Source organism: Arthrobacter sp. CC3, from assembly GCF_039907775.1.
In the GTDB taxonomy this organism is placed as follows: Bacteria; Actinomycetota; Actinomycetes; order Actinomycetales; family Micrococcaceae; genus Arthrobacter.
On sequence record NZ_JARCCY010000017.1, the window covers coordinates 13,471 to 36,026 of the forward strand.

20 protein-coding genes and 1 pseudogene are annotated in these 22,556 nt (G+C 62.3%); 13 read left to right on the forward strand and 8 right to left on the reverse strand.

Annotated features, from left to right (window positions below; genetic code table 11):
• Window positions 1–102 precede the first annotated feature (102 nt).
• Complete coding sequence (locus PV761_RS11930; RefSeq protein ID WP_347896961.1) at window positions 103–1,638, reverse strand: polysaccharide biosynthesis tyrosine autokinase; 1,536 nt, start codon at window positions 1,636–1,638, stop codon at window positions 103–105.
• Window positions 1,639–2,042: 404 nt separating this feature from the next.
• Window positions 2,043–2,507, reverse strand: coding sequence for an Lrp/AsnC family transcriptional regulator (locus PV761_RS11935; RefSeq protein WP_347896963.1), 465 nt, complete (start codon window positions 2,505–2,507; stop codon window positions 2,043–2,045).
• A gap of 159 nt (window positions 2,508–2,666) precedes the next feature.
• Here PV761_RS11935 and pdhA point away from each other — a divergent pair, with 159 nt between their 5' ends.
• The 4 genes from pdhA (at window position 2,667) to PV761_RS11955 (ending at window position 7,649) form a co-directional block, all read left to right on the forward strand.
• Window positions 2,667–3,890: a pyruvate dehydrogenase (acetyl-transferring) E1 component subunit alpha gene (gene pdhA, locus PV761_RS11940; RefSeq protein WP_347896965.1), complete on the forward strand. Its 1,224-nt coding sequence runs from the start codon at window positions 2,667–2,669 to the stop codon at window positions 3,888–3,890.
• Entirely contained in the window at window positions 3,887–4,999 is a 1,113-nt protein-coding gene (locus PV761_RS11945; RefSeq protein ID WP_347896967.1) for an alpha-ketoacid dehydrogenase subunit beta, read from the forward strand. The genes pdhA and PV761_RS11945 overlap by 4 nt, the downstream gene beginning before the upstream one ends.
• Before the next feature lie 4 nt (window positions 5,000–5,003).
• On the forward strand, window positions 5,004–6,542 hold the full coding sequence (locus PV761_RS11950; RefSeq protein WP_347896969.1) for a dihydrolipoamide acetyltransferase family protein: 1,539 nt from the start codon (window positions 5,004–5,006) through the stop codon (window positions 6,540–6,542).
• 123 nt (window positions 6,543–6,665) lie between these two features.
• Window positions 6,666–7,649, forward strand: coding sequence for an acyltransferase family protein (locus tag PV761_RS11955; RefSeq protein WP_347896971.1), 984 nt, complete (start codon window positions 6,666–6,668; stop codon window positions 7,647–7,649).
• Between the two features lie 1,355 nt (window positions 7,650–9,004).
• On the opposite strand, the gene PV761_RS11960 is transcribed toward PV761_RS11955, so the two are convergent.
• Together PV761_RS11960 and PV761_RS11965 are read right to left on the reverse strand one after the other, a co-directional pair.
• Window positions 9,005–10,168, reverse strand: coding sequence for a hypothetical protein (locus tag PV761_RS11960; protein ID WP_347896973.1), 1,164 nt, complete (start codon window positions 10,166–10,168; stop codon window positions 9,005–9,007).
• 779 nt (window positions 10,169–10,947) lie between these two features.
• Window positions 10,948–11,076 carry a hypothetical protein gene (locus PV761_RS11965; protein WP_347896974.1) on the reverse strand — a complete coding sequence of 43 codons (129 nt, stop codon included), beginning with the start codon at window positions 11,074–11,076 and terminating at the stop codon, window positions 10,948–10,950.
• A gap of 274 nt (window positions 11,077–11,350) precedes the next feature.
• On the opposite strand from PV761_RS11965, the gene PV761_RS11970 reads away from it, so the two are divergent.
• The 4 genes from PV761_RS11970 (at window position 11,351) to PV761_RS11985 (ending at window position 14,788) form a co-directional block, all read left to right on the forward strand.
• Window positions 11,351–11,698, forward strand: a complete 348-nt coding sequence (locus PV761_RS11970) for a hypothetical protein (RefSeq protein WP_347896975.1) — start codon at window positions 11,351–11,353, stop codon at window positions 11,696–11,698.
• A 415-nt stretch (window positions 11,699–12,113) separates the two neighbouring features.
• Window positions 12,114–12,929 carry an MBL fold metallo-hydrolase gene (locus PV761_RS11975; protein ID WP_347896976.1) on the forward strand — a complete coding sequence of 272 codons (816 nt, stop codon included), beginning with the start codon at window positions 12,114–12,116 and terminating at the stop codon, window positions 12,927–12,929.
• Window positions 12,930–13,740: 811 nt separating this feature from the next.
• Window positions 13,741–14,031, forward strand: a complete 291-nt coding sequence (locus tag PV761_RS11980) for a hypothetical protein (protein WP_347896977.1) — start codon at window positions 13,741–13,743, stop codon at window positions 14,029–14,031.
• A gap of 187 nt (window positions 14,032–14,218) precedes the next feature.
• A complete protein-coding gene (locus PV761_RS11985) occupies window positions 14,219–14,788 on the forward strand; it encodes a hypothetical protein (RefSeq protein ID WP_028271538.1) in 570 nt (189 codons plus the stop codon).
• Between the two features lie 89 nt (window positions 14,789–14,877).
• Here the strand turns inward: PV761_RS11985 and PV761_RS11990 are convergent, their stop codons facing one another.
• The gene (locus PV761_RS11990; RefSeq protein ID WP_347896978.1) at window positions 14,878–15,420 is read right to left on the reverse strand and encodes a hypothetical protein; all 543 of its coding nucleotides are present in this window, start codon (window positions 15,418–15,420) and stop codon (window positions 14,878–14,880) included.
• A gap of 381 nt (window positions 15,421–15,801) precedes the next feature.
• Here PV761_RS11990 and PV761_RS11995 point away from each other — a divergent pair, with 381 nt between their 5' ends.
• The 3 genes from PV761_RS11995 (at window position 15,802) to PV761_RS12005 (ending at window position 16,516) form a co-directional block, all read left to right on the forward strand.
• A complete protein-coding gene (locus tag PV761_RS11995) occupies window positions 15,802–15,963 on the forward strand; it encodes a hypothetical protein (RefSeq protein ID WP_347896980.1) in 162 nt (53 codons plus the stop codon).
• Between the two features lie 63 nt (window positions 15,964–16,026).
• The gene (locus tag PV761_RS12000) at window positions 16,027–16,170 is read left to right on the forward strand and encodes a hypothetical protein (RefSeq protein ID WP_347896982.1); all 144 of its coding nucleotides are present in this window, start codon (window positions 16,027–16,029) and stop codon (window positions 16,168–16,170) included.
• Between the two features lie 208 nt (window positions 16,171–16,378).
• Window positions 16,379–16,516 (forward strand): hypothetical protein, encoded by a 138-nt coding sequence (locus tag PV761_RS12005; protein ID WP_347896984.1) that lies wholly within the window; start codon window positions 16,379–16,381, stop codon window positions 16,514–16,516.
• Between the two features lie 398 nt (window positions 16,517–16,914).
• Here PV761_RS12005 and PV761_RS12010 read toward each other — a convergent pair whose 3' ends face one another.
• From PV761_RS12010 to PV761_RS12020, 3 genes are all read right to left on the reverse strand, one after another.
• Window positions 16,915–18,339, reverse strand: a complete 1,425-nt coding sequence (locus PV761_RS12010; protein ID WP_347896986.1) for a hypothetical protein — start codon at window positions 18,337–18,339, stop codon at window positions 16,915–16,917.
• Between the two features lie 102 nt (window positions 18,340–18,441).
• A complete protein-coding gene (locus tag PV761_RS12015) occupies window positions 18,442–18,912 on the reverse strand; it encodes a hypothetical protein (RefSeq protein ID WP_347896988.1) in 471 nt (156 codons plus the stop codon).
• 135 nt (window positions 18,913–19,047) lie between these two features.
• On the reverse strand, window positions 19,048–20,988 hold the full coding sequence (locus tag PV761_RS12020) for an O-antigen ligase family protein (RefSeq protein WP_347897073.1): 1,941 nt from the start codon (window positions 20,986–20,988) through the stop codon (window positions 19,048–19,050).
• A 1-nt stretch (window position 20,989) separates the two neighbouring features.
• On the opposite strand from PV761_RS12020, the gene PV761_RS12025 reads away from it, so the two are divergent.
• Together PV761_RS12025 and PV761_RS12030 are read left to right on the forward strand one after the other, a co-directional pair.
• Window positions 20,990–21,202 carry a hypothetical protein gene (locus PV761_RS12025; RefSeq protein WP_347896990.1) on the forward strand — a complete coding sequence of 71 codons (213 nt, stop codon included), beginning with the start codon at window positions 20,990–20,992 and terminating at the stop codon, window positions 21,200–21,202.
• Window positions 21,203–21,279: 77 nt separating this feature from the next.
• Window positions 21,280–21,666: pseudogene (locus tag PV761_RS12030) on the forward strand (carboxypeptidase-like regulatory domain-containing protein); the annotation flags it as partial.
• Window positions 21,667–22,556: the final 890 nt, after the last annotated feature.

Sequence of the window (22,556 nt, forward strand, 5' to 3'; positions counted from 1 at the left end):
GGTTCGGCGACAGGCATGTTTGTTCGGCCGCGCGTCAGGATCGAGCGAAGTGGTGATTACCGGGAATCTTCGACTCAGAAAGCCAGTAGCCGTGAGTAAGGGCTATGCTCGGCGACTTGGGCCGGCCCCACCGCCGGGAAAGGAGACCGGTTCTCTTGCCTCACGATCCTGCAGGGTTCGGTCGAAGGGGTCCGTGGGGTCCCAATCGTGGCCGTTCGCTAGGTGCTCGGAATCCGAGTCGTCCTCAACTCTGCGTTGTTTGGACGAAACTTTTGGAGGGCTGTATGTATCGACGGAGGAATAGTAGGTGTACGAGTAAGCATCCGGTCCCTTAACGGGAAGCCTGTTTAGTACTAGACCCAGAACATCTGCGCCAACCATTTCCAGTGCCGAAAGGGACTTGGCCAGATCGGGCTGACGAACCTTCTGGCTCCCAACTATCAGTACGACTCCACCGACATGTTGAGCTAGAACTGCAGAGTCTGTGACAGGCAAAAGTGGTGGAGCGTCGATAATAACTGCATCGAAATTTGCCTCAAGCTCGACGATTAGCTTTCTCATCTGCTTGGATCCCAAGAGCTCGCTGGGGTTGGGTGGTATGCGACCTGACGTTAGTACGTACAAACGGTCGTCGCCCCATGGTTGCAGGACATCATCCAGTTCTGCTTGTCCAAGAAGTGCAGTCGTTAGACCTACATTGCGTTCCAGGCCAAGATACTCAGACACCATCGGCCGGCGGAGATCAGCATCGACCAGGACTACGGCAAGCCCTGACTGAGCCAGAGAGACCGCGAGGTTTGTGGCCGTCGTGCTTTTGCCCTCTCCGGGGAGGGAGGAAGTAACCAGCAACGATTTGCTGGTGTTGCTGACTTGTGCGAACTGCAAGTTGGTTCGGAGCTGCCTGAATGCTTCGGCACGGGGGCTTTGTTGCCCAGCCTGAGTTAGGAGCGGGTTCTTGCTAGCGTCAGGGTCGAATGCAATGCCCCCGAGAAGCGGCGCTTCAGTCACACGCCGGACGTCAGCCTCACCCCTGACTCTCGTATCTAGAGTCGTTCGGAGAACCGCCGTTGCGAGGCCCAGAACTAGTCCCACGAGGAGTCCGAGAATCAAATTCAACTTAGTATTGGGTGCTGACGGTTCGACCGGGGCTGTCGCCGGAGTGACCACGGACAAATTTACTGGGGATGTCCCGCCAACCGTTGGTTTCTCCAAAGTATCAATGGTTCTTACAAGACTCTCAGCTACGGCTTGGGCAATTGCAGCTGATTGAACCGGGGAAACATCCGAGACGCTGATATTGATAAACACCGTGTTGACATCCCCACTTGACTTCACCCGGTTTGCCAACTCTTGGGGGGTGACGTCCAGTCCTAAGCTGTCAATAACAGGCTGGAGTACCAAGGGCGTTGTGACGGTCTTAACGTAGGACTGAACTCGGGCCTGGCTGAATGTGTTGCCTTGCTGTAGTTCCGTGACCGAGCCGGAGCTCTGGATTGCCACGAAGAGCTGAGTCGTCGATGTGTATGTTGGCTTAACGAGAATTGAAATTACCCCGCTCGCAATTAAGCCAGCCAACGCGAGCGCTATAATTGGCATCCAATCGCGACGTAAAATGCGCACATAGTCACTCAATGCCATTGTTTTAGTTCCCCCGTTGCAGTTCTGGGTAATGCGAGACCAGCCCTAGCTTGCGGCGCCGGCAGTCTGATGCCTGGCGTCGCGCGCCCTACTTGGGCGAGCCCTGACCGGGCCTAGGAGCTATTCTAGCCGAATGCTCCTTAATTTCGACATCGATGCAACGCCCTGTAGCTATCACCTTTCTGGGTCGTTCATCGAGCGCTCAGGGCAGATCTCGGAGGCGTCTAGCGGCATCCCGGATGTCGCGGACTACGAACAACGCCTGTCCAGCGACGCCGAATCCAAATGATGCCGTCTGGTTTCGAAATGCTGGGTGGTAGGACAACGGGTCCGTTTATCGCGGGGGCGTGCTTACACGGCTCATAACTGTGCACTAACTCGACGTGCGAGGGTGTACTCGATACCTATCGCGTATCCACATCCTCAAACACGAGAAACGTCTGCGTATCCAATACCCCAGGCATGGACTGCAGCTGATCGAAAATCACTCGTCGCAGATCCACGTTGTCCACTGCCCGCACCAGCAGGATGACGTCAAAGTCGCCGCCCACCAGGGCAATGTGGTGCACCTCCGGGATGGCCCGAAGAAGCTCGCGCAGTTCTCGCCACGAATGCTGCCTTACCTTCAGCGTCACGTACGCAGAGGATTTGAGCCCGGCCTTAATAGGGTCAACGAGTGCCGTGAACTTGGTCAGCACTCCCTCGCCGGTCAGCCTGGCGATCCGCGTATAAGCGTGCGCCCGTGAGATGTGCACGTTTTCCGCCACCTGGGTGACGGACATCCGCCCGTCCCGGGTCAGCTCCGCGATGATGTTCCGGTCCACGTCATCCAGCGGCACCGCCCTCTGGTCACCGTCGGTCCCTGCCATTTGTCCACACCTCCCGCCGGTAACGCAGCTCACACTTACGATTCGTCTTTCAGACTAGGCCAGAATTCCATACTTCTCCACGATTTGCGCCGGGACTGGGTACGAAAGTTCTTTCAGGGCGATACTTGAAGCGAATAGTGGCTACAGAAGGACGGACCAATGACGATCTCCGCGGACCACACCGCCATCGGGCAGGACGCACCGGAACAGCCGGCCGGGAACCACGTAAGCGAGGGCGCCGCAGCCGAGGCTGTGCGCAAATTCGGCATCACGGTGGAGGACTACATGCTGCCGGCCCGCCACCAGATCCAGATGGTGGACCAGGACGGCACCCTGAACCCCCACACCGAGCAGGGCGCCCAGCCCGGCCACGAATACGCGCTGCCGGGAGACGCCGAACTGCTTGCAGCCTATGAGCAGCTTGTCGTCGGCCGCCGCGTCAACGACCAGAATTCCGCCCTCGTCCGCCAGGGCCGCATGGCTGTCTACCCGTCCAGCCACGGCCAGGAGGCCTGCCAGGTGGCGGCGGCCCTCTGCCTCGCCGACGGCGACTGGATCTTCCCCACCTACCGCGACTCCGTGGCCGTGATGGCACGGGGTGTTGACCCCGTCCAGACCATGACCCTCTTCCGCGGAGACTGGCACAGCGGCTACGACCCAACCAAGCACAAGGTGGGCATCCAGTGCACACCGCTGACCACCCAGCTGCTCCACGCCGTCGGCGTCGCCCACGCCGCCAAGCTCCGCGGTGAGGACACCGTGGTCCTGGCCATGTGCGGCGACGGCGCCACCAGTGAAGGCGACTTCCACGAGGCGCTGAACTTCGCCGCCGTTTTCCACCTGCCCGTCGTCTTCTTCGTGCAGAACAACCAGTACGCGATCTCGGTGCCGCTGGCCCACCAGTCCGTGGCGCCGTCGCTCGCGCACAAAGCCGTGGGCTACGGTATGGCCGGCGAACGTGTGGACGGCAACGACGTGGTCGCCCTCCTCGCCGTACTGGGCCGCGCAGTCAAGCTGGCCCGCGAAGGCTCCGGCCCGCTCCTGGTGGAGGCCCACACCTACCGCATGCAGGCGCACACCAACGCCGATGACGCCACACGCTACCGCCAGGACAGCGAAGTGGCCCAGTGGGTAGCCAAGGATCCGCTGAAGCGGATGCAGACCTACCTGACGGACCGCGGACTCCTCGATGACAACGGCGCCGCCCGGATAGCGGAGAAGGCGGAGGCAGTTGCAACGCAGCTCCGCGAAGGCCTTGGCGAGGATGTCCCCGTCGACCCGCAGGACCTGTTCCGCTACGTCTTTTCCACTCCCACCCCGCAGCTGAAGGAACAGGCCGCCATGCTCGCTGACGAAATCTCCCGGGACGAGGCCGCAAAATGAGCCCCACCGTCACCACTTCCTCCGAGGTCAACGGCAATGTCAGCGCGGCAACCGCCCGCGCCGCCGCCAAGGCAGCAGCCTCGGCCGAATCGACCGGCCCGCAGACCATCACGATGGCCAAGGCACTGAACACCGCCATGGCCGACGCCATGCATGCCGACCGCTCCGTGCTGGTGTTCGGCGAGGATGTCGGCATGCTCGGCGGAGTCTTCCGTATCACCGACGGCCTCACCAAGACCTTTGGCGAGTCCCGCTGCTTCGACACCCCGCTGGCCGAGTCCGGCATCGTCGGCATGGCCGTGGGAATGGCCATGAACGGCATGCGCCCGGTGATCGAGATGCAGTTCGATGCCTTTGCGTACCCGGCCTTCGAGCAGATCGTCAGCCACGTGGCGAAGATGCACAACCGCACCAAAGGTACGGTCAAGCTGCCCATCGTCATCCGCGTCCCTTATGCCGGCGGCATCGGGGGAGTGGAGCACCACTGCGACTCCTCCGAGTCCTACTATGCCCACACCGCCGGCCTGAAGGTCTTTACCCCGGCCACCGTCGCCGACGGCTACCGCATGCTCCGCGAAGCCATCGACTCCGATGACCCGGTGATGTTCATGGAGCCCAAGAAGCTTTACTGGTCCAAGGACATGGTGGACCTGGAAGGACTCCGCGCCGAGCACGCCGCCAACGCCGAGCGGGGAACGTCCTCCGAAGGCCGCGCCGCCGTCGCCCGCCCCGGCACGGATGCCACGCTCATCGCCTACGGTCCGTCCGTGCCGACCGCGCTGGCCGCTGCTGCCGCGGCGGCCGAGGAGGGCCGCTCGCTGGAAGTCATCGATGTGCGCTCCATCGTGCCGTTCGACGACCAGACCGTCTGCGCGTCGGTCCGCAAGACCGGACGTGCCGTGGTGATTGCCGAGGCCCATGGCTTTGCGTCGGTTTCCTCGGAGATTGTGGCCCGGGTACAGGAACGGTGCTTCCACTACCTGGCCGCGCCGATCCGCCGCGTCACGGGATTCGATGTGCCGTACCCGGCGCCGAAACTTGAGCACTATTACCTGCCCGGCGTGGACCGCATCCTTGACGCCGTTGACGACCTCCAGTGGGAAGACTGATCTGATGAGCGAAACGAAAGTATTCCTGCTGCCGGACCTGGGCGAAGGCCTCACGGAAGCCGAACTCGTGAACTGGCTCGTGGCCGTGGGCGACGAAATCCGAGTGGATCAGCCCATCGCAGAGGTTGAGACCGCGAAGTCCATGGTCGAGGTCCCGTCACCGTACGCCGGCACTGTCGCCGTGCTCCACGGGGAACCGGGACAGACTCTTGACGTCGGGAAGCCGCTGATCTCGGTCACACCCATTGGGTCCCCGGTCGCTGAGACTAAGTCTCCGGTCAGCGAGCCCGTAGAAACGCCGGCGGTCGAGCCCGCCGCTTCTGTCGCGGCAGAGACTTACCGTGATGAGGAAAAGGCCGGCTCCGGCAACGTCCTCATCGGCTATGGAACACCAGGCGGACACGGCGTCGCCCGACGAACGCGGGCACGTAAGTCCTCGGCGGCCGGGCCATCAGTGATTGCGGCCGACCGCCCGAGGAATGAGCTTGTCGAAATCCCGGAAGCGGAGAAGGCCGCCGACGATCTTCTGCTCCTGCGCACCCGTGTGCCAGGCAAGCTCGGGGCGGTGATTTCGCCGCTCGTCCGCCGGATGGCCCGTGAACACGGAGTTGACTTGGGAGGACTGCAAGGGTCAGGAGCAAGTGGCCTGATCATGCGCAAGGATGTCGAAGCCGCAATCGCTCCCGCCCCGGCTGTGGAGCCGCTGCGGGCGGATGAGCTTCGTCCGATGCTGGTACCTTTCGAAACCCGTCGCCCGGCCAGTGAGCCGCGCTCCCTGGTCGAGCGTGCCGGAACCGGCACGGAAAGCGACTCCCGCACGGGACTGGGCATCACAGCCCGCACGTCGGTTCGGGGAATTCGCAAGGCTGTGGCCGCGAATATGACCCGCAGCCGTTCAGAGATTCCAGAAGCGACAGTGTGGGTTGACGTGGATGCCACCGCACTCGTGGAGATGCGTGCCGCCTTGAAGAAGGCGGATCCGCACAACACCCCAGGCCTGCTGGCCTTCATCGCACGGTTCGTCACCGCTGGACTGAAGAAGTATCCGGAGCTGAATAGCCGGTTTGTCACCGCCGAGGACGCTGCCGGCGGGGAGAGCCAGGAGATCGTCGCGTTCGATGGAGTCAATCTGGGCTTCGCAGCACAGACGGACCGCGGACTGATGGTGCCGTCGGTGCGCAACGCGGACAAGATGAGCGCCCGTGAACTGGATGCCGAAATTCGCCGGCTCACAGCGGTCGCCCGCGAGGGCAAGGCGACGCCGTCGGAGCTGGGCAGCGGCACCTTCACGCTGAACAACTACGGAGTCTTCGGAGTGGACGGCTCCGCCGCGATCATCAACCACCCTGAGGTGGGAATTCTGGGCGTGGGACGGATCATCGACAAGCCTTGGGTAGTCAACGGAGAGCTAGCGGTTCGTAAGGTTACTGAACTGACACTGACGTTCGACCACCGTGTCTGCGACGGCGGAACGGCCGGCGGTTTCCTTCGGTATGTAGCTGATGCGATTGAGAACCCGGGGTCGGCGCTCGCGGACATTTAGTCGAAGCGACGGCCCCACGCAGGTCACCACGAGCGGGAAGGCGGTAATGCAAGCCCTTTCGCCTAGGACGGGTTCTAGCAGCAATGCGGACATCGCACTGAAGTTTTCTGAGATACTCTGCTCATGACATGGGGAATATCGAAGGGCCTGGCTGCGCCCGTTCAGTTTGGCAATCGATCCGCTGACATTGACGCGGTCCGCGTGGTGGGTATCGTTGCAATCGTTGCTGGCCACATTTGGACGGTCGGCCCGTTCTCGGATTTTCTCTACGCTTGGCACGTACCCGTGTTTTTTCTGCTTACTGGCTATCTTTGGAAGCCTGGGCGGACTGTGCGGGGCGAGATGAGTAGGCGGGCAAGGACTCTTATTGTTCCTTACGCCCTCTGGCTTATTATTATCGCAGTTGCATATTGTGGTTCCCTCTTGGTAGATGGAAAGCCATTCCCCTCAGAGCAAATCCGGAATGCCTTGTACGGCGGATCATTCGCTGTTCGCCCATTTTCGGCTTTTTGGTTTGTTACAGTTCTGTTTTTTGTCGCCGTTATCTATCGAGCGCTCGAGACGACTCCGGTCTGGGTCCCCTGGGCAGTCGCGGCGGCTGGCATCCTTGGTGCGCACGCTTTTGGCCCAGCGATGGCGAAGTCGCCCCTATCCCTCGCGTTGGCTTTCCCATGTCTAACCTTCCTCTTAGCCGGTACGGAACTCCGACGGCTTATCCCGTACATCACCAAACCCTTGGCTGTGGGCCTGCTCCTGACACTCCTCGGCACGGTGCTGGCCATTACAGGTGTCGTAGCGCCCGTCGATATGAAAGGAGGGGACTTCGGTACGCCAATCGCCAGCGTCGTGAACGCCGTTGCGATAAGTTTCGGTCTGATTCTAGTCGCCAGAGGGACAGTGCCGATGCTTTCAGCTGCCTGGCAGAAAGCCCTCACAGCATTGGCTCTAGTCGGGTTCGTTGTAGTACTTTCGCACGCCTTCTTCTTGTTCGTGCTCGACACCCCGCCGACTGGTGGATGGATCGATTTGCCGGTTGCCATAATTGTTCCTTGGATGGTGGCGCTGGGCCTTGCAAGAACACGACTTCGAAGGTGGCTAATTGGTTGAGCCGAAGGGACCACACGAGAGCACCCCGGTGTTTTTTACCTGAACTTAAGTTCGAACGTGGAATGAACCGTGCTGTCAGAGTGCTGTCGGTCTGGCAGAAGGGCCGCGTCCGAAGGCACTGCGTATTTCTACCATTTGGTTGCGTCCGTCAATAGTTGCTTTTGGCTTCTCTTGACCACCACAACAGGTGAATCTTTACAGCTTCGGCCTTGGTCGGCCCGTGTCGAATCGACCTCCGAATAGAGCCCGAATGGCGGCGGCTGGACTTGAACGTTACGTCTATCCAGTTTCCGGTGTGCGCCGTGCGTCTAGATTTTTTGTTGTCTTCCTCATTCGAGAGCGGGGCTCGCGTGGGGCACTGCGTCAACCACAGCGGAGACCGTCGCCCCCAGCGCTGACACACGGTACCCACCATGGCTGAACGACCTGCAGCTGATGCAGAGGCAATGGCCTTAGTAAGTTGCTCGTGTACTTGTCGCCGAAGTCGTACATGTCGGTCTTGGGCTCGGCCCGAAAACCCAGGGCTTCGCCGCGGTCGACAACGATAAGACCGTAATCACGGATTGCCGTTGCGATCATCCGAAGGGTTCTTGTTGCCTGCGCGGAGCCCCCAGAATTGCTAGCTGTAAGGGAGTTCGGGTCGAAAGTCGAGGGGAAGCGCAGCCGCATCCCCTCTCGTACCTGTCCTGTCTCAGGAAGTGTGGAGTCGCGACGTTGGGCCGGCCACCACCACTCGGAGCTGATAACCGGGACGATCAACTGAAGCGCATGTGGGATGACGCCGGAGCGCAGTTCACTATCGAGCATCATCCCAGCAATGACCGGGAGACTTGTCGCGGATGAGCCCCAGCCTGAGTATGAGAGAGGGTTTGTTTCATTGAGGAATATCCCAGGGTTGGACTTGTGATCTGCCATGTAGCCGCCCCATCGCGCTGACCAGCTGCCGCTAACGTCTTGTTGCATTTTCCAGAACTCCCACATCTCACCTGTCAGAGAGTCGACCACAGCCATGTGCATGTCAGTGCCGCTTGCCGCGGTAGCGCCGGACGGCACGGGGACTCCTTTTGAAAAAATCCAAGCCAGGTGAGGCCGCCCACCTCCATTCTGGACGGGAACCGTCGTTGAGACACCGTCGTCATTCATCAGAGCGACGGGAATACGCGGGGTTGTGTGCGGAACCTCATAAATCGGGCATGAATAGGAGCCCCGATTAATCCACCAGGTAACGCGCGAGCTATCTAGGTAACGTTGCAGCTCAGCTGTATACATTTCGCTGTCCGATCTCGCTGGAGTGTCGTCCGGAAGCAACTGGTTCCACGGAGATTGGGATGCACTGAAATACTTGCCAGCCACTTCTACCCCTTCACCTGGTAGCGCACGGCAACGACCATGTCCTTGCCTGTTCCGTCAATCGGTGCGGGCAACAAGACAAGAGAGAGATTGTTTGAGTTAGCGGAAGCGCTCGCTGTGTGGGTTCGTGTTCCGGTAGCGCCGGCGGTGCTGCAACCTTCGTCACTGACTACCACATAGTTGCCCAGCGCACTGCCCACTCGAGACGTATCCCTGGTGTCCGGGGTTACCGTCGCAGGATGCTGCGGAATGCCATTGAAGTGGACCACCATCGAATCCAAGGGAGCTGTCAAGGACGGACTATTGATGCTGGCGGTGAAGGTGGTGTTCTGCGATGTCGCGCTACCAGCCACAGGGTCGCCTGAGACGGCGCACCCGCGGTAGGCGACGCATGCAGCTTTGGTGTTCGACGAAGCCGACGCAGTGAAACTGTAAGGGCCAGGTTCTACGTCGACGCGGTGCCAGAATACAGAGAGTGATTGTCCGCTAAAAAGCGTCTGTGTAAAACCGACCTGCGTCCAGCCCAAAGGTGGGGTGACGGTGGATCCCAAGGTGTCGATGTGGAAACCGACTAGAAGAATATCGCCCGGTTGCGTTCCTGTCGGCTTGGTGACAGAAACGGTCGTACCAACCAATGTTGAGACAATCGAATTAGCCACATAAGTTATGCTTCCCGTCGCGCCGACCTGATCCACGTCGCAGGTCAACATGCCGCCGCCTAACGGAACGGTGGTGATTAGGTCTGCCGCGACGCGTGGGGATGCAGTGGCTCCGGCCTGAATTGTCGGTTGCGTGCCGAAGATGGGTTTACCGTCGAGCCGAAGTGTGATCTTCACAGGACGCGATACCGGCGCAGTACCAAGTGTCGCAATGGCGTCGACGATTTTAGTCCCCACCGGCAGCGGATACTTCGTTGTCCCGGCTGCCACAGCCAGTGCCCCGGTCTTGTTCAGCGTTGCAAGCGCTGCAGTCGTATATGTGTCTGAAAACGAGGCTGACGGTAACTGGCCGGATACCGGCGCTTGTTCCGCTTGGGCGCGGCTTGGAAAAAGAGCCGCAAGTACGGAAGTTCCGGTTACGGCTGTGCCCAACCTAAGTAGACCCCGGCGCCTTATGCCTCTATCGTTTCCTCCGGAGGGCGGGACTTTCTTCCCGATTTCTTCAGTCATGGCTTCACCCGATTGGGCGAGGGTGATAGAGATGAATTCAATCGTGCTTGGCGCCGTACTGTCGAGGGGAGATCCCTCGAAACGATCCCGGCAGCGCCCTGAACACCGGGAAAATCGGCTGCTCGCAGTTTGAGCATTTTTGGCTCGGGCTGGTAAATGGACATGGCCCAACGCTATTTGCTTCATTTAGGCGAAACTACCGTACGAACTACGCGATTAATTCGCTGGGACTACCTAACTTCATTCTCACTGTACGCGTTTTGTCACATTGGCTACATCTGAGTGCGAAGGTAACGGGACTGATTGTTTCCGGGTCGGGTTAGGTAACTGCCGCCGCTCAAACCGTAGCCGACGCTGCTGGAATTATTGCGTCGCGGTCGCCAAGCCACCCAATGATGAGGGTCTTGGATCCCCTCACTCCCGGAACTTTTGTGATAGCCGGAGCAAATGGTCGATATAAAGGACGGAGATCACTCGACTGGGCGCGGGAGCTTTGGGTGACGCAGGGCGCAGAAGCGTTGTTAGGAGATGAAATCCGAGTGGTCTTCGCAGCTGATGCTGATAACCGATGTGCCTTCGCCGTCAGAGGTTTCGTACGAAGTAACATGGTTCGTCGTAACGCCGCACGAATCACAGTGAGTCTTGTGTTGCTTGGTAGCCATACCGAGATCATAAGCACGCGCGGTTTCCCGCGGGTTACCGCTGTGAAACAAAAGAGTTCCGCCAGATCACGGCAAAAAATTGCCCCCAGCCGCAACCATCCATAGTGACCAGGCGATTTATGCAAATGGAGTCAGTGCCGCAGCCACTTTCCAGCCGTTGCGCTCGAAGGGGCCCACCAACTCCAGCGAGCAGAGGGCCAGCACTACACCGACCGCAATGCCCACGATTCCCAGCCACGCCGGCATAACGTTGACCTAGACGATGGCGCACACAACCAGGATCCTCCACGCCCCGGTAAAGAGGTAGCCCATATGCCACCGACCACCACGCCCAGGTCGGTGGCGATGGAAGCGGCGCCGATGTCCCTCTACCGTGCTATTTCGCCACGAAGGACGAACTGGTGGACGCGTTGCTGAACCGGGTTGTGGGCCGGTTCGCCCCGCCGCCGGAAATCTCAAGCTGGCCGGAGGACCTGGCCGCGTTCGTCCGGATTCGCCGTCGGCTGCTCAGGGACCCTCCGTGGACCGTCACCCCGCTGATCGGATACCTGTATCCCGGCCCAAGGCGCTGCCCATCGGTGAAGCCGCGCTGGGCATCCTGCAGCGCGCGGGCATCAAAGGAGGCCTCGCCATTGCTGCCTTCAGCGGCATTGTGGCGCTGAACTATGGCCGGTCCCGTTTCGTCCTGGCCCGCGAGGCAGCCGGATCGGCAATTAATGGGGGAGGCGTGCAGCTGCCGCCGGACTTTTCCCTCACTGCGGCCGTGGCAGGTCCGATGAGCTGCTGCGGAAACGAGGAGCACTACGAGCGGACGCTCAAGCATCTGCTCGCTGGCATCGGAGCGGACAGCCGGAGCCTTACCCCGTGACGTGGCGTGCCCGGAATCTTGAGCGAAACGCCCGGGGGAACTTCGGCCACACCTGAGTTTGGGTGCATAGGCTCAGTGCACAGTTCGGACGAAAGGTGCTGAATGACAATCACCAGCTATCTCATGGGACTGTCGATCATGTTTGTCCCGATGGTGGCAGCCCTCGGTGCGGCCGCCCTCTTGTGGCGGTTCCGATCCGGCCGGTAGGTTTCCGCCGCGCACTGTTCTCCGCTATAAGCCCGGCCAGCCTCCATCGCGGCGCAGAGCTCCGCTAAAGCCTGCGACCCGACAAGGCTGCCGTCCGTTTTGGTCCGGTTTATGCATTCGCCGCGGGCAGTTGTTCAGGCTTCCACCAGCATGGCGTGGGTAGAATCGAGGCCTAAGATCGCCGGAACGCATGAATACGGAGAACAGAATGTCGCGATGGATGGAGGTCGGCCAAGGCAACTTTGTGCTGACCACCGAAGGCTCGAAGCTCAATACCGGACTCATCGTCGGCGCCGAACGCGCCATGGTGATCGACACCGGCGGGGGACCCCGGCAGGGCCGGGAGATCCTAGCCGCCGTGCGCGAAAAGACCGCGCTGCCGCTGGTGGTGGTGAATACCCACGCCCACTATGACCACTTCTTCGGCAATGCCATTTTCGCGGACGACGGTGTCACCGAGTTCTATGCCCACGAAAACTGTGTACGCGAGATTGAGGACAACGGGGACCAGCAGCGCCGCATGGTCGCCCCCCTGGAACCCGAAATGGCGGCGGGCGAAGGCGCCGACGCCGAGCTGGTGGTTCCCACTGCGCTCGTGAAGGACCAGCCTGTCCTGGTGGACCTGGGCGGCCAGACCGTCACGCTGTTCTACCTGGGCCGTGGGCACACCGACGGTGACCTGCTGGTGGGAACGTCCACCACCCTGTACGCCGGTGACTTGGTGGAACAGGGTTCACACCCGTCCTTCGAGGACGCCTTCCCGGAGGAATGGGCCGACGCGCTGCGGCACCTCTCAGCCCTGCGCCACCGCTACGAGTTCCTCATCCCCGGCCACGGGGAACCCTGCAGCGACCAGTTCGTGAAGACCATGGCCAATACCATGTCCACGGCCGTCCGTCAGGCCATCCAGTCCATCCGCGACACCCCCAGCGATGCCACCAAAGCGATCCCCGTGTTGCCGTACGGGCCGGAGCAGTCCCGCTGGTTCATCAAGCGCCTGCAGGAGACCCGGGCGCACCACTAGAATTTAACCGCGACTCGACGTTCCAGCTTTGGCTCGGCCAGGGCCGAGCTTAGGCAGTACAACGGCTCGTCCCGTGCAGATAGAGTTTAGGGCCCGGGCGGTCGATAATTTGGATTATTTCCCCCGCTCTCACTCCAAACCTCGGCGGCTGGTCTCAGTCAGGGGACACAACCGGTTTTCGGGCCGCTGCATTCTCGGGGTAAGAAACAGGTAGCGACTACTCGTGTGCGCGCCTAGGGCTTGTCCATACTCTCGGACCATGACGAATCGAGAGCGTTTGGCCGACCTGGGCCTCAGCATCCTAACCATTGTCGCCGCGCTCTTAATTTTCCCCGTGGTTGCCGTATCTGATTTGGCCCGGTCGGTCATTCCCCGGGCGAGGCGGTAAGCGGGCACCATTGAAAAAGCGCGTCAAAAGAGCAGCTGTCGGCGCGTCTTTCGGGCTTATGAGCCGTCACCAGGGCGTTTTGCGGCAGCGTTCGTTGGGACCGGCGGCGATCTGACCGGCGGTGCGGGAGGTCAGCGTGGACAGGTGACGCTCGTTGAAATCCTTGAACTGTCATTTGCACACTCATTTATGGTTACACGGGCACAGGCTTGGCTTGCGGTTATGGTTCTCCTTGCCCGCTGGCAGCCAAAACCTGGTCACTGGCTCGTTACGAACACACGCGGGCAACAGGGCCTAGGCGCTGACCTTGGAGTCCAAATAAATAAAGTCGTTGTTACACTCATGCTTGACGCGGATTTCGAGGTCTCTGTTTCCCCGCGGTCCGGCTCCTGGGGGACGACGCCCGGCCCCTAGGATTACGCGATGTTTGATGCACTGCGCACACGTCCGTCCGCCCGGCCCCTGATTCCCGCTGTTGTGGCACTGGTGTGCGGCTCCGTGGTTTCACTCCCGGCCGCAGCCGCAGCCGCAGCCGACGATTCGCCGGTGCTCCCAGTCGCACCGGCCGTAGGGCAGAATGCCAGTCCAGGGGCTGCCGGCGCTCACACACCAACTGACCCGTTCATATTGAAGTTCAAGGCGCCGGCCACGGCCGCTTCGGGTCTGCGCACAGAGTCCTCCGGCAAGGTGGCCAGGAACCTTGCGTCCCCGTGAGTGACATCCGTGCCACCTCCGGCGGACCCGCTTCCTGCGTGGCCCTGGCACGAGCGTGCCGGGGCTCCTCGTGTTTTCCTGCCGGCGCGTTGCCCACCGCTGTGTTACGCAAGTGACAGAGCACAACGAGTGTGAGCAGTGATACATTCGGCTAGTGACTACTGGGGAACTTGAAGGAGATAGTTGCATGTTTGAAGGTGTCCCCGACGAGGACGCGTGGCGCAACTGCACCACGCTAGAAGGCGCTTGCGAACTGACCGCCCGCTGGCTTGAGGGTTCCCTCAGCTACGTGCCAGGTTATGCCGCGCCGCAGTACGCCGGCGAGAACGGCCCCATGAGCGAGGCCCTGGCCGCCATCAACCGGCTTGGCTTCCTCACGGACGACTCACAGCCCGGGGCGGAGATGTCCAGCGGCCACGGACAGCGCGCTTTTGTGACCGGCCGGTGCACCGAACAGTCGGCAGCGGTCATCTCGGCAGTGCTCGTGGAAACGGACCTGGTGGTGCTGGTGTTCCCTCCGGGCGAATCCGGCAACGGGCAGATCTGCGTGACCCTGGACGGGGCCAGGGAGTTCACCTGGCTGGGCAGCTCCGGAGGCCCTTCCTACGCCCACGAGACGTACACGGACTGGACCAACGAGACACTCGCCAAATCCCTGGCCGAGTGCTGGGAACTGCAGATCTTCGACCCCGTCTGGGGCAGGAACTCCAAGCTGGTTCCCCTCCTGCAAAAAGCATTGATCAGCGCCAAGGGCTGAGGCCCCTGCAACCGTTGTGAAGGGTGGCGCCGCCCCGGCAGGACCGCGGTGCCGCCACCCTCCACGAGTGGCCTTGTGCTACGAGTCAGCTATTTCGGGCAGCTGTGGGCAGGGTTGTACGCGGCGAACATGCCGTCCGGATTGTCCTTCCACACCCAGGCGTGCAGGGCGAAGGAACCCGGGAACGGCCCGTTATCGAAGTCCAGGCCGGCGATCTCCGGCCGCTCCTTTGCCGTGGACAGGAACTCCACCGCCACCAGCTTCATGCGTCCGCGATCATTGGGCATGTACACCAGGACCTCCGGCTTGCGGGCCTGGGTCTTGTCATCGATCAGCGATTCCTTGGCGTAGTGGAACCCCATCGCTCCGACGCCGTCCTTCTCGATGCATTCGGTGATCTTCTTGTAGCCGTCCTTCTCGGCGTTATCCAGCCAGCGGTAATCGTCCGTGACGTCCCGCAGCGTTTTGACCAGCTTGCGCTGCTGCGAACTCTTCTTCCAGTCATCACTCTTATCCGAGTCGCCGCCGCGGCCGGACCCGTCATGCGCGACGGCCGTTGCGGGGGCGAGCCCAACGGCCAGCACGGCCGCGGCCACCATGGACATCAGTCCTGTTCTGGTGCGATTCCTCATTTTTCTTCCAACCCTCTGAGACCCGAGATTTCATTTTTCGGCACGGGACACGAAGCACGGGGGCGGGAAACCCCGCCTTCGCCAGGATGCCGGCTGACCCGATGGGCACTGCCGGTGTTGAGCCGTCCGGGTGGAAATCATCCATCGATTGGGACGGCGTTAAAAGTATGCGCCTCCGCAGGATAGCGGCGCTAGGTGCGGTGCAAACGATTAGAACCACGGTTTTTCGCCGTAAATGAATGCGCGAAATGCCCGCTAACACTGTTGCTGCTTTCGCGGGGAAACAAGTACCGCTTTCACCCTTTAACGAGTGGTAATGCCCCGAAAAGACGAGTACAGACCACTCTGTCTAGAAGAGTTACCGGCCCGTAGCGTAAGTGCATGATTAAAGCCATCAAGGAAGCGATCCGCCGCTTCGTGGCGAGGAACATCGTTGCTGATGATCCGTACCCCGTCCGATCCTGGCTGGACCAGCAGAACATGCCCCCGGAAACCCGGAACTCCTTCCCGCCCCTGCGGGACGCCAATGGATTCTTGCACTAATTCCGGTGTCTTAAACGTCGTGATTTGTTCTTCCTGAAACATTGTGCCGGTACCATCGCCGTCATGGGGAAATATACGAATGCTCTGACGTCCCGGGACTTGCGGCGGGAGGTGCGGAGGCGGCGTTTCCGCGTTCTGGCCAACGTGGGGCTGGCGGCGCTGGCCGCTGCCACCGCCGTCGTGGTTTGGATGGCGCTGGGGCGCTGAGTCCGTAATCACGAGAACAAAAACCGGCATCCGGTTGACAAGATTCGCGGCGCCCCTATACTGCGTTGGACAAGTCAGCCGCGGCCCGCGTAGGGTGATGAGCGATCCGACATGGGGGATCCCACCGTTCGTTGCCGGCCGTTGACGCGAAGAGTTTTCACTTGGCGTGCCAGCCTCGAGTGCAACGACGCATTCTGGAGGTAATTCCTTGGCCCTGACTGACTATGCCTTGGCGCTCTGCGCCTTGATGGGAACCCTGTTCATTCCGTTCACCGCTTTATACCTGCTGCTCCGTGCCAAGCGCGGCGCCGTTGCGAAGCCCGTTCCCGTAAAGGTCCGCCAGTAGTGCCCTACGTAGACATCAACCCGCACCGCTCCGGCCCCAAATGGCGCGGATACGTGCTGCTGGGCATTCTCCTGGTGATCACCGCGGGCGTGGTGGCAGCGGCGCTGTTCCGCGTCTAACCGCAGCAAGGTAAAGGGCCCGCCATTGGGCGGGCAGGGTGCTCAGCCCCTTCACACCCGAAGGGCGGGCCCTTGGGTATCGCCTGGCCGGAGCCGGGACCCCCTGGGCCTGTTGGCAGCCCCGCTCCGGCCGGAAGCGATGAATCCACACTAGAAGTTGACGCCGGGGCGCTGCACGAGTGCTGGCTACCCGTCTTCCCTACTTGGCACTACTTGTATCAATAGCCCCATACGTATCGCTCCCTAACACCTGCCTCTGTAGGAGCGGCACTGTCCTGGCTAACCGCCGGAGGTGAACTCCGTACTGGTGACGGTTCCAAGTCCGGGGCTCGTTGCGATCAGCGTATGCGCGCCGGCAGGGTTGATAGTCAGGTCACTGAACGTGGCCACACCGCCCACCGCGCTCTGAACAACCGTCCCGCCCAGGTTTCCCTGCTTGACCGTCTTGTCCATGGTCACCGGGGCGACACTGGTGGTCTGCAGGTTGTTGAACTGGTCCACCACCAGCACCGTCACCGGCGTAATCCTCTGCCCCTTCGCCGTGTTGGTGGGCTGCTGCCCGAAGACCAGCTTGGCGGCTGCTGCCGGCGTTATGCTGACCTGCGCCGTGGCCTGACCCAGGCCTGTTGCAGCTGCGGTGATGACGGGCGCAGCCGCTTTCGTGTCGCCATAGAAGAACGACGCCGAGGCGGCCCCTGCCGGAATGGTCACCTTTGTGAGGGGTGCTCCGCCAGCCGTTGCGGCGAAGACTTTGGTGCCCGTGGAGCTCGACGCGAACGTGACCTCAGTGCTGCCGGTGGTTACGGGATTCCCGTAGGCATCCTGGCGCTGCACGGTGAAGGGGCCCACCGTTGCGGTGGCGGAGGCGGTGCCCGAAGCCGGACCGGAAACCGCCAGCTGGGTAGCTGCCGCCGCCGTGACGGTGAACGTTGAGCTCACCACTCCGGCATATCCCGGGCTGGACGCAATGAGGGTGTACGCGCCGGCCTTGGTGATGGCCAGTCCGGTGAACGTGGCCTCGCCCCAGCCGTTGGTGTACGCGGTCAGGGTTCCCGCGAGTGTGCCGCCGCCGGGATTGCTCGCCAGGCCAATGGTCACCGGGACGTCGGACTTCCAGAGGGGCCATCCGAAGGCGGTCCGTAGTTCCACAGTGAATGCCGGCAGCGCGCTGCCCGCCACTACGGATGCCGCCGGCTGAACGCCGAAGCGAAGATCATTAATGCTGGACACGGTGACGATTCCGCTGGCTGCGCTAGTGGCTCTCCACGAGCGGTGCACTGCCGTGACCACGTACTTGTGCGTCCCTTCCGGAACGGAGGAGTCCGTGCAGCTGGTGCCCGTAATCGGCGCAGCCGGGCTGCTGCCGCAGGCCAAAACGGAGGTGGAGCCGGTGATGCGGCTGACGTAGTAACCCGTCGCCGCTGGCGTCCCGGCCTGCCCTGTCCAGGACACGGACACGTTCGAGTTGCTGCTCGACGGGACCGTCACATTGGTGGGCGGCGCCAGGGTGGCGGCTGCCGCCGTCGTGCTTCCCTTTCCGGTTGCCGACCAGGAGGCGGACGCTGCCGGCGCGCCCAGAAGCACCGCAAGAACCAGTGCAACGCTGACCGCAATGCCGCGACGGATCAGGCGCTGAAACAGCACCAGCCCCCGCCGGAAGCCGTGGGGGCTTCCGGGGGAGCTGGTGTTGTGCCTGCCAGACATACGCACCTTCTCGACATCGGCTTGGGGGTGGTGGGGGTGCCACGTTCACCATTGGGGAGTGAACCTGACGGTGTTGAGAAGGAGCGCCAGCGCGCTACCCCTTCACTTTGCTTCGAAGTACAGCGGTACCGTCACGCCCTGGCAATCGTCCTGGTTGGCGGCCTTGTTGACCATCTGGATGGTCACCGTGCCCGAGGCGGTAGCCCCTGCGGCAAGCTGGCCCGTGGTGATGGAGGGCGAGGTGACTGTGAAGTCGGTGGCCGAGCAGGTTCCGGAAGCCCACTCCGTGCCGTCAGCCTTGGCCACCTTGGCGGTGACGCTTGCCAGGTTCTGCGAACCGGTGTTTTCGTTCTTGACCGTGAAGGCAACGGTCTGGATGGGACCGCCGGGGCTCAGGGCGTCGCCGGTGGCCGGGCTGCTGAGGACCTTGAAAGCCACCGTGTTGCCGGCGGTTGCCGCACCGGTGCCGACGCCAACTGCGGACCAGTACGCGAAAGCCGCGCCGCCGCCGATTGCCACCATGGCAGCGGTGGTGATGATGATGCGCTTCTTGCGTCCAGCTACTTTGCTCATTTGAAGTTCCCCTTGAACTTGTGCGGCTTATCCGCAGACCTTTCGAGGCCTGTCCGGCTCCGATAGATCGATTCTTCGGGAGCACTATCAAGTAGGTTCAAAGAAATGATCAAGATTCACTAAAGCTTATTTCTGTCACTCCTGTAACTCCTGTAACTCCTGTAACAGCGGTTCCGGGCGTGCGAGCCGGTCCGCCTGCTCCTGCGCCCGTGCCGCATTGCCGTCCTGGCCGACGCGCTGGTACACCCGCGCCAGCACCTGCCATGGGACGGGTGACTCCGGAGACTGGCCCGCCGCCGTCCGCAGATCCGCGATGCTCTGCTCCGGCCGGCCCAGCCCGAACCACGCGATGCCGCGCTGGACGTACAGGCCGGATGTGTAGGGCGCACGGATAATGAGTTCGTCCAGCTGCTGCTTGGCCGCCGGCAATTCCCCGCTGTTGAGGTAGCCGATGGACAGTGCCAGCCCGGCTTCGACCGAGTCCGGCGTCCTGGACAGTGACACCCTGGCCCACTCCACGGCCCGGGCGGCAGCTTCGGGATCGCCCTCGGCGGCCGGCCCGGCGAAGGCCTGGGCGGCCAGCAGGGCGGTGTCGCTGTCCCACGGCCGCAGCGCCTGCGCCGCCTGGAAGTGGCGCTGCGCCTGGCCAGTGTCCCCGTTCCCGGCGGCACTCACACCGGCCGCCATGGGCCACTCTGCGGCAGCGGCCGGTACGGCAAGGACCAGACCGCCGACGACGGCCAGGGCACCGGCCGCTGTTGCTGCCGTCCGGGCGGCTGGAGCCTTGAACCAGCTGCGGAGTTTTGAGGACTCGGGCTGGGGCGCTTCAGGCTCGGGCGCTTCAGTCTGGGGCGCTGGTGCGACGAGCGCCGACGCGAGGAGGCCTCCGCAGATGAAGGCAGCCAGCGGCGTAGTGCCGGGGGACGTGAAGCCCGTCAGGAGACCGACGCCGTAACCCACGACGGCGGCCAGCGCGCTGATGAGGGTGTCCCGGTGGATTCCCTCCGCGGAACGGATCCGGACCATGGCCGTCTTGAGGGTGGAGGCGGCCAGGAGCAGGGCCAGGAGCAGCAGCGGTATGCCTCCGGCGATCAGCGCCTGAAGCAGCCAGGAGTGCGGAGAGTCAGGCGGAAAATCGCCGCCCGTCTGCACCGCCCATTGCTGTGTCTGGTAGCCAGGGAACGCGTCGACGAAGGCGCTGGGACCCACCCCGAACCACGGGTGCTCCTGCGCCATCTCCAGGGTCTGCTGCCACAGGAGCCACCGGCCGGTCACCGTATCGCCGTAGAACAGGCGGTCCCGTGCGCCGGGGACCAGGAAGATGAGGAGCGCCAGGCCGGCGAGCGAGCCTCCCGCTGCGGCCATCCCCTTCCGGGTGAGGCCTCGCATGGGGGTTTGCCTACTGGGGCGCGTACTGGAGCGCCCGGCGAAGAAGACGCCCAGGACGCTGACGATGACCACTGCCACCAGGCCCAGCAAGGCCGCCCGCGAGCCGGACAGGACGGCGATCAGGACTCCTGCGGCACAGCCTGTCCGCAACAGCCAGGATGACTTCCCCGGCTGCAGCGAAGGAAGGGCCAGGGCGGCGGCGATCATCACACCCGCCAGGCCCTGATCGGAGGCGTTTCCCAGCGTGGCTCCCGGCCTCAGGTCGGCTGCGCCGCCCAGGGGCCGTAGGCCGGCGGACTCGAGGATGCAGATCACGGCAAGGGGGAGTGCGGCCACAGCCAGGGCGCGGTGAAGGACCCGCCACCTGGAGGCGCTGCCCGGGCCGGCCAGGAGCTTCGCGCCCAGCGCCAGCGCGGCGGCGTAGACGGCGAGGACCAACGCCCCTTCGTACCGCGGCCACCGGCCAAGGAGGGCCGCGGCCGGACTGGAGGACAGCAACGCGGCAAGGAGCAGAATTCCCGAGCCTGCGCCCAGGAGAACCACGGTGGACCGCGGCAGGTGTCCGCTCCCGCCTTGGTTGGCGCGTCCGGCCAGGAGCCCTGCGCCCAAGGCCATAAGCACCACCACCACCTTGGCCCAGGCAAATCGGAACAGGCCGCCCGGCAGAAATGCGAGCAAGGAACCCACCATGACACATATGGAAAGCGCCGGCGCCCAGGTGAACGTCCGTGCGCCGACAGGATTTTTCACTTATCTCCAAGTCAAACAATGGGCAATGCTCTTCATTATTGCGCTTCCGGAAGTCTCTTCCGGCCGCGTGGAAAGGAAATATTTTGCTGCAAACGCATTTATTACAATCTTGAGGAAAAACGACGGGAAAATTGATTACGTGGCTATATAGTGCGATCACCTGTGACTAACAGGGTTCACTTGCGGGGGGCAGTGTTCGTCGCATGATTTATTGGGGGAATCATCGTAATGCGCTCGCGCACGCACATTTTCAGGCGAATTATCGCCACTATTGCAGCGGTTCTGGCCGCAACTTTGCTATTCGGAAACGTCCCGGCGCTCGCCGTGGACACCAACACGGCCACCATCAGCGGCACCGTGACCGCGCCGGCCGGGGTTGACCTGGCTTCGGTTTACGTCAACGCGCAGCCTTCGGACCCACAATCCTCATCGTGGGGCTGGGCCAGTGTGGCGTCAGACGGCACCTACAGGATGGAGGGTCTGGCGGCGGGATCCTACAAACTCGCATTTTCCGGGGAAAACAGCGGGGCCGAAACCCAGTGGTACAACAACGCAGCGACCCAGGAAGCCGCCACGGCAGTAACCGTGACCGTGGGCCAGAACCTGACCGGCATCAATGCCACCCTGGTCAAGGGCGCCAGCATCAGCGGAAAAGTCACCGTGCCTGCCGGGGTGGACATGACCAACATGCAGGTCTCGGCGACCACTGCCGACACAGAGTACGGCCCGACCTGGTACAAATCAGTAGCCGCAGACGGCACGTACCGGCTCGCCGGACTGGCCGCCGGTTCCTACAAGCTCAAGTTCTCCGGCTACAACAGCGGAGCGATTACCCAGTGGTACAACAACTCCGGGACGTTCGCCGCAGCGGCAACCCTGGTCCTGGCAAAGGGCCAGGACCTCACCGGTATCAACGCCACCCTGGTCAAGGGCTCGAGCATCAGCGGAAAAGTGACCGCGCCCGCCGGGGTCGACATGACCAACATGCGCGTGGCCTACTATGCGGCCGATTCCCAGTCCAATGAGTCCGGCAGCACCCAGGTGGCCGCGGACGGCACCTACCGCCTGTCCGGTCTGGCCGCGGGCTCCTACAAACTGAAGTTCGACGGGTACCAGAGCGGTGCACTCACGCAGTGGTACAACAATGCGGCGTCCTTCAGCGCCGCGAACGCCATCAGCATCGCCGCAGGCCAGGACCTGGCAGGCATCAACACCACCCTGGTCAAGGGTGCAACCATCAGCGGCAAAGTTTCCGCGCCGGCCGGCATCAATCTTCGCTCGGTGTTCGTCAACGTGGTGCCCACTGAACCGCAGAGCGGCATGTCCACCTCCTTCGTGCAACTGGCTGCCGACGGCACCTACCGTGCGGCCGGCCTGCCCGCCGGAGCCTACAAAGTGGAGTTCAGCGGCTTCAACAGCGGTGCCCTGCCGCAGTGGTACAACAATGCCGAGTCGCTTGATGCCGCCAACGCGCTGACCCTCACGGCCGGTCAGGACCTCACCGG

What these genes read in the sequence shown, in the direction of transcription:
- PV761_RS11965 (WP_347896974.1), bottom strand. Translation starts at nt 11,076, where the DNA reads ATGCCGGCGTGGCTGGGAATCGTGGGCATTGCGGTCGGTGTAGTGCTG.
- PV761_RS11935 (WP_347896963.1), bottom strand. Translation starts at nt 2,507, where the DNA reads ATGGCAGGGACCGACGGTGACCAGAGGGCGGTGCCGCTGGATGACGTG.
- PV761_RS12015 (WP_347896988.1), bottom strand. Translation starts at nt 18,912, where the DNA reads ATGAGCAAAGTAGCTGGACGCAAGAAGCGCATCATCATCACCACCGCT.
- pdhA (WP_347896965.1), top strand. Translation starts at nt 2,667, where the DNA reads ATGACGATCTCCGCGGACCACACCGCCATCGGGCAGGACGCACCGGAA.
- PV761_RS11945 (WP_347896967.1), top strand. Translation starts at nt 3,887, where the DNA reads ATGAGCCCCACCGTCACCACTTCCTCCGAGGTCAACGGCAATGTCAGC.
- PV761_RS11950 (WP_347896969.1), top strand. Translation starts at nt 5,004, where the DNA reads ATGAGCGAAACGAAAGTATTCCTGCTGCCGGACCTGGGCGAAGGCCTC.
- PV761_RS11960 (WP_347896973.1), bottom strand. Translation starts at nt 10,168, where the DNA reads ATGACTGAAGAAATCGGGAAGAAAGTCCCGCCCTCCGGAGGAAACGAT.
- PV761_RS11990 (WP_347896978.1), bottom strand. Translation starts at nt 15,420, where the DNA reads ATGAGGAATCGCACCAGAACAGGACTGATGTCCATGGTGGCCGCGGCC.
- PV761_RS12025 (WP_347896990.1), top strand. Translation starts at nt 20,990, where the DNA reads ATGACACATATGGAAAGCGCCGGCGCCCAGGTGAACGTCCGTGCGCCG.
- PV761_RS11930 (WP_347896961.1), bottom strand. Translation starts at nt 1,638, where the DNA reads ATGGCATTGAGTGACTATGTGCGCATTTTACGTCGCGATTGGATGCCA.
- PV761_RS11955 (WP_347896971.1), top strand. Translation starts at nt 6,666, where the DNA reads ATGACATGGGGAATATCGAAGGGCCTGGCTGCGCCCGTTCAGTTTGGC.
- PV761_RS11975 (WP_347896976.1), top strand. Translation starts at nt 12,114, where the DNA reads ATGTCGCGATGGATGGAGGTCGGCCAAGGCAACTTTGTGCTGACCACC.
- PV761_RS11995 (WP_347896980.1), top strand. Translation starts at nt 15,802, where the DNA reads ATGATTAAAGCCATCAAGGAAGCGATCCGCCGCTTCGTGGCGAGGAAC.
- PV761_RS11985 (WP_028271538.1), top strand. Translation starts at nt 14,219, where the DNA reads ATGTTTGAAGGTGTCCCCGACGAGGACGCGTGGCGCAACTGCACCACG.
- PV761_RS12000 (WP_347896982.1), top strand. Translation starts at nt 16,027, where the DNA reads ATGGGGAAATATACGAATGCTCTGACGTCCCGGGACTTGCGGCGGGAG.
- PV761_RS12010 (WP_347896986.1), bottom strand. Translation starts at nt 18,339, where the DNA reads ATGTCTGGCAGGCACAACACCAGCTCCCCCGGAAGCCCCCACGGCTTC.
- PV761_RS11980 (WP_347896977.1), top strand. Translation starts at nt 13,741, where the DNA reads ATGTTTGATGCACTGCGCACACGTCCGTCCGCCCGGCCCCTGATTCCC.